Consider the following 8,132-nt stretch of genomic DNA (forward strand, 5'->3'; position numbering starts at 1 on the left):
AAATTTAAGATGGGATTAACAAAGATTGAATCTGTTCCGCTGATGGCATGCAGTCTTCACTGACCACAGCGCCTTTTGCCTGAATGACGTGGCTCGCAAGCAAGTGACCGAATTGGGCAGATTGCTCTCCCGCAAGACCTTGCGTTTCTCCAAACAGGTAACCCGCGTTAAACGAATCCCCCGCCGAAGTGGTATCGACAACCGTTTCTACACGCAATGCTGGCACACGCTGCACATCGCTGCCCTTCGCCACCAAACACTCATCTGCTCCGCATTTCACAATGACGTGGTCACAGCCCAACGCCTGAATACGTTCTACCGTTTCGATGGGGTGTTGGTCGCCGAATAAGTCGCGCTCATCATCAAACGTCACCAACGCAATGTGCGTTGCCGCCATCATTTGATGGTAAGCACTTACCGCCTCCCCTGCGTCCTTCCACAATCGAGGACGGTAGTTAGAGTCGAATGCGATATGACCGCCTGTCGCTTGATAGCGTTGTAACGCTTCCAGTAGTCTCACACGCTGTTCAGGAAATTGGATCGCCAATGAAATACCGCTGAGGTACACCATGTCGAACTGCTTCAAATGCTCGTACAAACCCGTGTCATCAAAGCTTTGTGTCCAATAGCGGGCCGCAGAATCATTGCGCCAATAATGGAAACGGCGCTCCCCGCTTGCATCATTTTCAATCAGATAGATACCCGGCAACTTACCGTCAATACGCAGGACATCTGCGGTATCAACACCTTCCTGCTCTATCGCATCGAGCACAAAGTCACTTTGAGAGTCATTTCCCATCGCGGTGAGGTAACTCACGTTCACTGGGGCACTATCCCCTACTAAGCGAACAAGACGAGACAGATAGATAGCAGAATTCAGCGAGTCTCCGCCAAAACCCTTAGCTAAACGCTCAGTGGTTTCATGAAGCTCCAGCATGCATTCGCCAAGAAACGCGATTCGAAATGTAGACATGATTAGATCCATAAGGCTTTTCGTTCATTTTAGACGCTAAAATCATTTTTGAAATTACGTTTCAATAAAAAACGTTAAAATTTAGAAAATGTGTGACACGATAAACAAAACGCCGTTTCATTTATTGAGAAGAAAAAGATTAAGCGTACTATCTCGCCATCGCTAACAAATCAATGAGAAGTATCATGCAAGTTCGTCAATCTATTCATAGCCAGCATGCAAAGCAGTTAGACACAAAAGGACTGCGTGATGAGTTTTTAGTAGAAGAAATCTTTAAAGCGGGTGAGATCACCATGACGTACAGTCATATCGATCGCATCATTTTCGGTGGCATTCAGCCTACCGACGCTAGCCTGTCTTTCGCTGCGGATGTCGGCGAGAAGATTGGTGTTTCTTACTTTCTAGAGCGTCGCGAGCTTGGCCTGATCAACATTGGTGGCGACGGTGTCGTTATCGTTGATGGCGAAGAGTACATGATCGACGCCAACGAAGCCCTGTACATTGGTATGGGCGCAAAGGAAATGACCTTTGGTAGCCGTGATGCAGCAACCCCAGCGAAGTTCTACTTCAATTCTGCACCTGCACACATGCACTACCCGAACAAAAAAGTGACGCTGGAAGAGGCCGCTCCAGTGACACTTGGCGACGTAGAAAGCAGTAACCGTCGCACCATCCACAAATACTTCGTGCCTGACGTTCTGCCTACCTGCCAACTACTGATGGGTATGACGCGTCTTGAGCCAGGCAGCTTGTGGAATACCATGCCGTGTCATACTCATGACCGTCGTATGGAAGTTTACTGCTACTTCAACATGAAAGATGACGCTGCTGTTTTCCATATGATGGGTGAGCCAACGGAAACACGCCATATCGTTGTTCGCAACGAACAGGCTGTGATTTCTCCAAGTTGGTCAATCCACTCAGGCGTAGGTACACAAAGCTATACCTTCATTTGGGGTATGGTAGGTGAAAACCAGACCTTCACCGACATGGATCACATTGACGTAAAAGATCTGAAATAACGTTTACAAAAAGTCTGTGTGATACCCAATCAACCTGAATATGCAGGTTTCAGCGAGATTGACTGGGGTTGTGATCGCGGCGTCCCTTTGTAGGTGTAGTCACCTCCATCAAAAAGGGGCAACAAAGAGCACAGCGTCAGTCAACTCGCCCGAAGGGAGGGCCTCAATGCGCTCACTTCGTCGTTAATTTCCCCTGAAATAGAATGACTATTCCTAGGAGAAATTGCCTTGAATTGAACGCATTTAAGCCCTCTGAATTCAAGCATTTTCAAGTTGTTTGGGTATAGAACCACACAACGTTGTCCTATCTCCACCTTAAGTTTGAGCCCCGAAAGGGGCTTTTTTGTTTGCATAACACGCTCAACAGCCGTTTCTCGCGTTCACATTGAGGAAATATCGAACGGTACTTTTCATAAAGTTTTATCCCAACAAAAAACAAGCTCTTCGCTAGGAGAACTGACTGACGTGACGCAATCGAAAAAAAGAGCCCTGCTTTTAGAAAGCAGAGCCCTTGTTATCTATACCAATGTTCACTGGCACATGTTACTGCGGTGCACAAATCCTTATCGCGGATCTAAACCCAATTTTTCCAGAACCAACTTAAAGTTCTCACGGCGTTCTTTCACGTTGTGAACATCACCGGTTGAACAGGTCAAGTCTGGACAGCCGCGGTTTACAATGCCCGAAACATCATCAATAAACTGCGAACCTTGCAGACCACTATCCACGTACTTTTTCAGCTCATTGTAGTAGTTCCAGTTACCGTACTGGCCACCCTCGTCGTTGTAAGCCTGTACAGAGGTTACCCAGTAGAACAGACCTGCAATCCACTTAATTTCTTTGTTCTCTTCTGAGCTACAAATCAAGCCAGGGTTTGAACAGAAATCCAGTTCTGCGTACAGCGGGTTCGCAGGCGGTGCTTCAACCGTTACGCCATCAATGGTTTGACCAATGGTTTCTGGGTCAACGTGCGAACGGCCTAGGTAATGGTTAAGCGTACCGAAGTTCTGACGGCCTGTGGTTTGGATGACACCACGGCCCCACCAGCCACAGCCTTCCACGCTTTCTTGGCTGCTTCCGTCCCAAATGAAGCTACCGGCTTTCTGGCCTTCGTAGACTTTACACTGGTCGCGTTCCCATACTTGTTTTGAAGCATCGACGGTTTCTGGTACATCATTACAGTGACCGTTGTTGGTCCAACGTCCAACTGCACCGTTAACCAGTAGACCGCGCTCTTCAAGCACTGAATCTGGAGCTGCAAATACTGGAGCTGGCGCGCCATACCACTTGGCGTGGGTCAGTGCGCTCACTTCCATTTTGCTGTCGCGGGGACACGAATAGGCATAATCCAAACCAGATGACGGATTCACGCCGTAATCCGCATATTTCTGACCCAACTGACCACAGCTTGCCGTCATCGGGTAGTCCGTTGGTGCGCCGTACTTCACTTCTGACCAGTTGTTCTCGTCACACGCATTGTAGCGAATGGTTTCCTGCATACTTTGCGCAAGGAAAGCAGCAATCGCGACTTTGGCGTATTTGATGTTGGTTGCATCATCAACCTCATCGTTCATCAGCCAGAACTTGTTACCCGCTACACCAATGTTGTGCATGGCATTCAAGCCATCAAGAAAATCATTCCATTTGTAAACGGTTGACGGTACCCACTGCGATTGTGGCGTTTCATACAAGAACGCTTCATTGTCCATCGCATTTTCAGCGTTGGCTAACGCTTGGTTCAACGCTTCAATACGGGTTAATGAGCCTTTTTCTAGCTCTTCACCCACGTAGTACAACGGCACTTTTGCGTCTTGGTAACGGTCAATCTTAGTGGTGAGTTCTGACGAATCGGTATCAAACAGAATCGCAAATACGTTGCTGAATGCCGCTTTACGCAGTTGCGGTTTACCTAGGTTGTCACCCATGAAGTAGCCGGCAGTTTGCGCCGTTGGCATGTTCGCCAACATAACCGGTACCTTCACGTAGTCAGAAACTTGCTTCACATACTCAAGCGCATTGTGCCACTGGTCATCAGACAGCGCAGCCGTTGCACCTGACTTAGTGAAAGCAATGAAATCTGCTTTGTTGGCTACATCAGCTTTGTAAAGCGCAAAAGTATCTAGCAGGTCTGCGGTAAATACGGAGGCTTCATCCCATACCGATTGACGGCCTGAATGCGTATCGTAAGCAAAATCTCCAATATTCAGGGACCAGCCGAATGTTGCTTCTGGTGCCAAGCTTGAGAAGATAAGGCTATGTGCCTGTGCCCAGCCTTTCACGTCGTTGCTCAGCGCGTTGACCGCATCAAGGTCAATGCTGCTGCCCGTTGTTTCAACCGCGCGTGACAGTGCTTCTTTAACGGCAACCACACCGAAAGACTCGCCTTTGTCTTGCGTCGCCACATCCAGCACATCACTGTTGATGATGATTGATGCGGTGCCCGCGTGCTCTGCCTGACCGATGACGGAAACGAACGCGCGAGTCAGCACATCAACGTCTGCCAACGCATCGCTGTTAACGGCATCGATGGTAAGTGTTGCTGGGGCTTGCGTCGATGGACTCGCAACGACAAAGGTATTCGGCCAACCCGCAACTTCGAGGCGAATAGGATCCATTGGGTTTTGCAGTGATAGCAAAGGCGCTGTGCCCGGCTCAGTCCCATCACAATTCAGGTGCAGAGCCCATGAGCTGTCGCTACCCGGAATCGATTGTGTCCAGTAAATCGCCGAGTACGCGATATTGTTATTGACCATAATGTCGCCGCCCGTCGCGTGATCGCCACGCGTCCAGTCTGGATAGACATTGAAATCCTCACACAGACCACCCGGAGGTGTGACTGGTGGTGGCTCAACCGCCTCTTCCTCAACGGTGATTTTCACACGCGCTGATGAAGACAAGTTCTGCGCATCGGTCGCGATAGCATTTAGCGTGAAACTGCCCGTTTGTGTTGGTTGCCAATCACACTGGAACGCGTTTGTGTTTGCAGCATCGAACGCACAGATTTGTTGGTTGTTTGCGTTAACCACCAGCTTGCTTAGGTCGTTGTCCACGTCCGACGCATTCACTGAGATAGAAACGGTTTCTGTTTCGTTAAACGTTGAACCATTTGATGGCGTGACAAATCTCACTACTGGTGCAGTGAAGTCTTCATTCACATCTTCTTGAACAGTAACGGCAACAGATTGCTGCTTCAGTGTTTGGCTGTCTTTATCTAGCACAACCACTTTGACTGTTGCATTGCCTGCTTCACTTGGTGTCCAGTTGTGAGCATATGCCGTTTGGTTTTGGTCGACGGTTTTTGCTGCCAGCTTCTGGTTGTTTACCCAAAACTCAACGCTTGCGGCCAATTCACCATCAACGCGTGTGTTGATTGAAACCACGTCACCCATGTTGACGGTTTGGCCAGCCACTGGAGACAGAATAGATAATTCAGTCGGCTCTGGTTCACCCGGCTCACCTGAACACTCAGTCACGTCCCAAAACCATGAGCTTGCATTCGGGGTTTCCCACACACCCGGGTTATTTTTCGCGATAAAGCACTGTCCTTCATAAGACACTACATCGCCGTTCTTCACCTTAGTCTGACCCGGAATAAATGGAATGATATCGCCTAAATCTGGATCCGGTGTTGGGTCTGGATCAGGAGTAGGATCTGGGTCTGGCGTTGGGTCAGGATCTGGCGTCGGTTCACCCGAACATTCGGCGACATCCCAGAACCAAGAGCTTGCTGTTGGGGTTTCCCACACACCTGGGTTGTTCTTCGCGACAAAACACTCGCCGTTATACGAAACCATCTCGCCATTCTGAACGTTTGTTTCGCCCGGAACAAAAGCAATCACGCCAGACGAACTCGCATCAGCGGCGTGCAAATAGCCACTAAACATTACTCCCGCTAACGCGAGCGTTATTTTATTTAATTTGTTCAAGGTTAAACTCTTCTGTTATTGATTTATCTTTCCAGACAAATGAACGCGTAATTAACGATGCGTTTGATGATGGTTTTCTAGAGCCGACGCGCTTCTTTGCGAATTCATACTTCGCAATTCAACGTAACGGATACGATAGAGAGGAAAAGGGTAATGGACGATTATCGGAATCGACCGACACTTAAAAAACTATGGGAAAACGCATCACAAACATGTATTTACATCTCACTTTGAGATATTTAACTACGAGAAACCTTATTTTCCATGCGTATATTATTCATTTTGTGATCCTGGTTCATTTTATACTCAAGGGAAATGTGGTAACTGACAGAAGATCAAATGTGGCTTGTAGCTGGTGCGGATTGTTTCAGCAATTCGTGAACGGCTTTCGCATTCCGGTTTGTTGCAGGCGTATGGTTTGAAAAGTAGAAAGCATTAAACGCAAAAAGGCCGCTGATAGTTCAGCGGCCTTTTCTAATTTGGCGGAGAGATAGGGATTTGAACCCTAGGTGCGCTATAAACGCACGCCGGTTTTCAAGACCGGTGCTTTCAACCACTCAGCCATCTCTCCGTGGTTGCGGCGAATATTACAAAGGGCTGGGACACTTGTAAAGCCCGAATTTACTGAAATACGCTTACTTGCTCAGGGATTAAACAAATTGAGTATCGGAAGCACAATTTGCGCATCAAAACGCCAACGCGCTTTGGCATGTTCGTGAGATGACAGACATCATATCGCTGAACATAACAGACTTATCTTTCCCGTGTCGGTAAAAAAGATTAAGCCCAACTGCTTTGTATTCACCCATTTCTTCGACGCTCAGTTCAATAAAATCGCCAGAACATGGCGACGTCATACTGAGTGCGGGCAATGCCGCCCACCCTTCTTGTTTCAACAGTTCGCAAAGCAAATCAGTATTACTGACAATGCGTATTTTCGGCGACACTTTGGCAAAAGCGACATCCATCGCGACAAAGTTCTCTGTCAGGTACTGGGTTTCGCTTTGCAGTTCTTTCATCGTGACACCCGTTTTCTGACTTAACGCCGAGTGCTTGCTTGCGTAGATTTTAATTTTTAACGAACCAACACCCCGAAAATCAATTTCGGTTTCTGGAAACAACTGCCCCCGGTTTGGCATCAACGCGATATCCGCCTCCCCACTCTTTAGCATCCTGAGAGCTTGCTGTCGGGTGCGGTGCAACCAGTTCAGTGTGAGATGAGGGTATTGCGCCAACACATCGCGTTGCACCGCGGCAATTACCTGAATCGGTACGATCACGTCGTGCACAATGTTCAGCGTGTGAATATCACTGTCAAACAGTGCCTGACTGTAATCAAACAACTCCCGGCTCTGTTTTTCCACCACTTTGGCATGAAAGTAAAGCTGGTTGGCACTGTCAGAAGGAACCGCTTTTTCCCCTCAATAACAAACAACGAATACCCCAAGGTATCTTCATACGCCATCACATGCTCTCGCACGGTTGTACGAGATTTTCCTAACGCTGCTGCCGCTGCGCTGTATGAGCCCTTCTCATACACAGAAATAAAGGCCGTCAACTGCTCGATGGTATGCATGACATCTCTACTTACACGTATTGAATGTACGTAAAACCCTAACAAAACTGACTGTAATGTACATTCTAACTTGCGCACAATGTGAGCTATTCAAAGCAATCACAGAATGTAATTTACTGTCATTAGGGGTAAACATGAAAACACGACCGCTCTCTCTCGTAACTCTGGCTCTCAGCTCAAGCATGGTATTTGCCGCACCGGATTTGATCCTGACAAACGGTGACATTGTCACCGTTACGGGCGAACAAGCGCGTGCTCAGGCTATCGCCATTAAAGACGGTAACATTGTTGCCGTAGGCACTAATGACAACCTCCTAAAACAAAAGAACAAAGACACGGTAGTGCGCGACTTACAAGGCAAAACAGTGACGCCTGGCTTTATTGATGCACACGGTCATTTTGCTCAATACTTGCCGCTCATCGAGAATGAATTCCTCTACCCTGCTCCAATGGGAGATATTGGCTCGATTGAAGATATCGACAAAAAAATGCGTAAGTACTTTGCACGCAAGGATTTGGACAAACGTATTTTGCATGTTGCGTTTGGGTATGACGAGGCTTTGTTGCTTAATTCGGTTGGAAGACATGGCAGCCTAAAGTTGTTCGGTTCTTAAGCAATATACTGAGTTTCAGGC

6 protein-coding genes and 1 tRNA gene are annotated in these 8,132 nt (G+C 47.9%); 2 read left to right on the plus strand and 5 right to left on the minus strand.

Annotated features, from left to right (window positions below):
* Positions 1-4: 4 nt before the first annotated feature.
* Positions 5-973: a sugar kinase gene (locus B5D35_RS16305; protein WP_078753596.1), complete on the minus strand. Its 969-nt coding sequence runs from the start codon at positions 971-973 to the stop codon at positions 5-7.
* Between the two features lie 185 nt (positions 974-1,158).
* Here B5D35_RS16305 and kduI point away from each other — a divergent pair, with 185 nt between their 5' ends.
* On the plus strand, positions 1,159-1,995 hold the full coding sequence (gene kduI, locus B5D35_RS16310; RefSeq protein WP_078753597.1) for a 5-dehydro-4-deoxy-D-glucuronate isomerase: 837 nt from the start codon (positions 1,159-1,161) through the stop codon (positions 1,993-1,995).
* A 563-nt stretch (positions 1,996-2,558) separates the two neighbouring features.
* Here kduI and B5D35_RS16315 read toward each other — a convergent pair.
* The 4 genes from B5D35_RS16315 to B5D35_RS24965 all read right to left on the minus strand — a co-directional run bounded on the left by B5D35_RS16315 (position 2,559) and on the right by B5D35_RS24965 (position 7,497).
* Complete coding sequence (locus B5D35_RS16315) at positions 2,559-5,921, minus strand: Ig-like domain-containing protein (protein ID WP_078753598.1); 3,363 nt, start codon at positions 5,919-5,921, stop codon at positions 2,559-2,561.
* Between the two features lie 480 nt (positions 5,922-6,401).
* A tRNA-Ser gene (locus B5D35_RS16320) sits at positions 6,402-6,492 on the minus strand.
* Positions 6,493-6,607: 115 nt separating this feature from the next.
* A complete protein-coding gene (locus tag B5D35_RS16325) occupies positions 6,608-7,264 on the minus strand; it encodes a LysR family transcriptional regulator substrate-binding protein (RefSeq protein WP_244556632.1) in 657 nt (218 codons plus the stop codon).
* On the minus strand, positions 7,216-7,497 hold the full coding sequence (locus B5D35_RS24965; protein WP_244556633.1) for a helix-turn-helix domain-containing protein: 282 nt from the start codon (positions 7,495-7,497) through the stop codon (positions 7,216-7,218). The genes B5D35_RS16325 and B5D35_RS24965 overlap by 49 nt, the downstream gene beginning before the upstream one ends.
* Positions 7,498-7,631: 134 nt before the next feature.
* Between B5D35_RS24965 and B5D35_RS16330 the strand changes: the two genes are divergently transcribed.
* Positions 7,632-8,111, plus strand: coding sequence for an amidohydrolase family protein (locus B5D35_RS16330; protein ID WP_139367791.1), 480 nt, complete (start codon positions 7,632-7,634; stop codon positions 8,109-8,111).
* Positions 8,112-8,132 lie beyond the last annotated feature (21 nt).

The organism is Enterovibrio nigricans DSM 22720, assembly GCF_900167155.1.
Lineage (GTDB): Bacteria > Pseudomonadota > Gammaproteobacteria > Enterobacterales > Vibrionaceae > Enterovibrio > Enterovibrio nigricans.

Bases quoted from the DNA above. Each gene is read 5' to 3' on its own strand.
- B5D35_RS16330 (WP_139367791.1), top strand. From the start codon at position 7,632: ATGAAAACACGACCGCTCTCTCTCGTAACTCTGGCTCTCAGCTCAAGC.
- B5D35_RS24965 (WP_244556633.1), bottom strand. From the start codon at position 7,497: ATGCATACCATCGAGCAGTTGACGGCCTTTATTTCTGTGTATGAGAAG.
- B5D35_RS16305 (WP_078753596.1), bottom strand. From the start codon at position 973: ATGTCTACATTTCGAATCGCGTTTCTTGGCGAATGCATGCTGGAGCTT.
- kduI (WP_078753597.1), top strand. From the start codon at position 1,159: ATGCAAGTTCGTCAATCTATTCATAGCCAGCATGCAAAGCAGTTAGAC.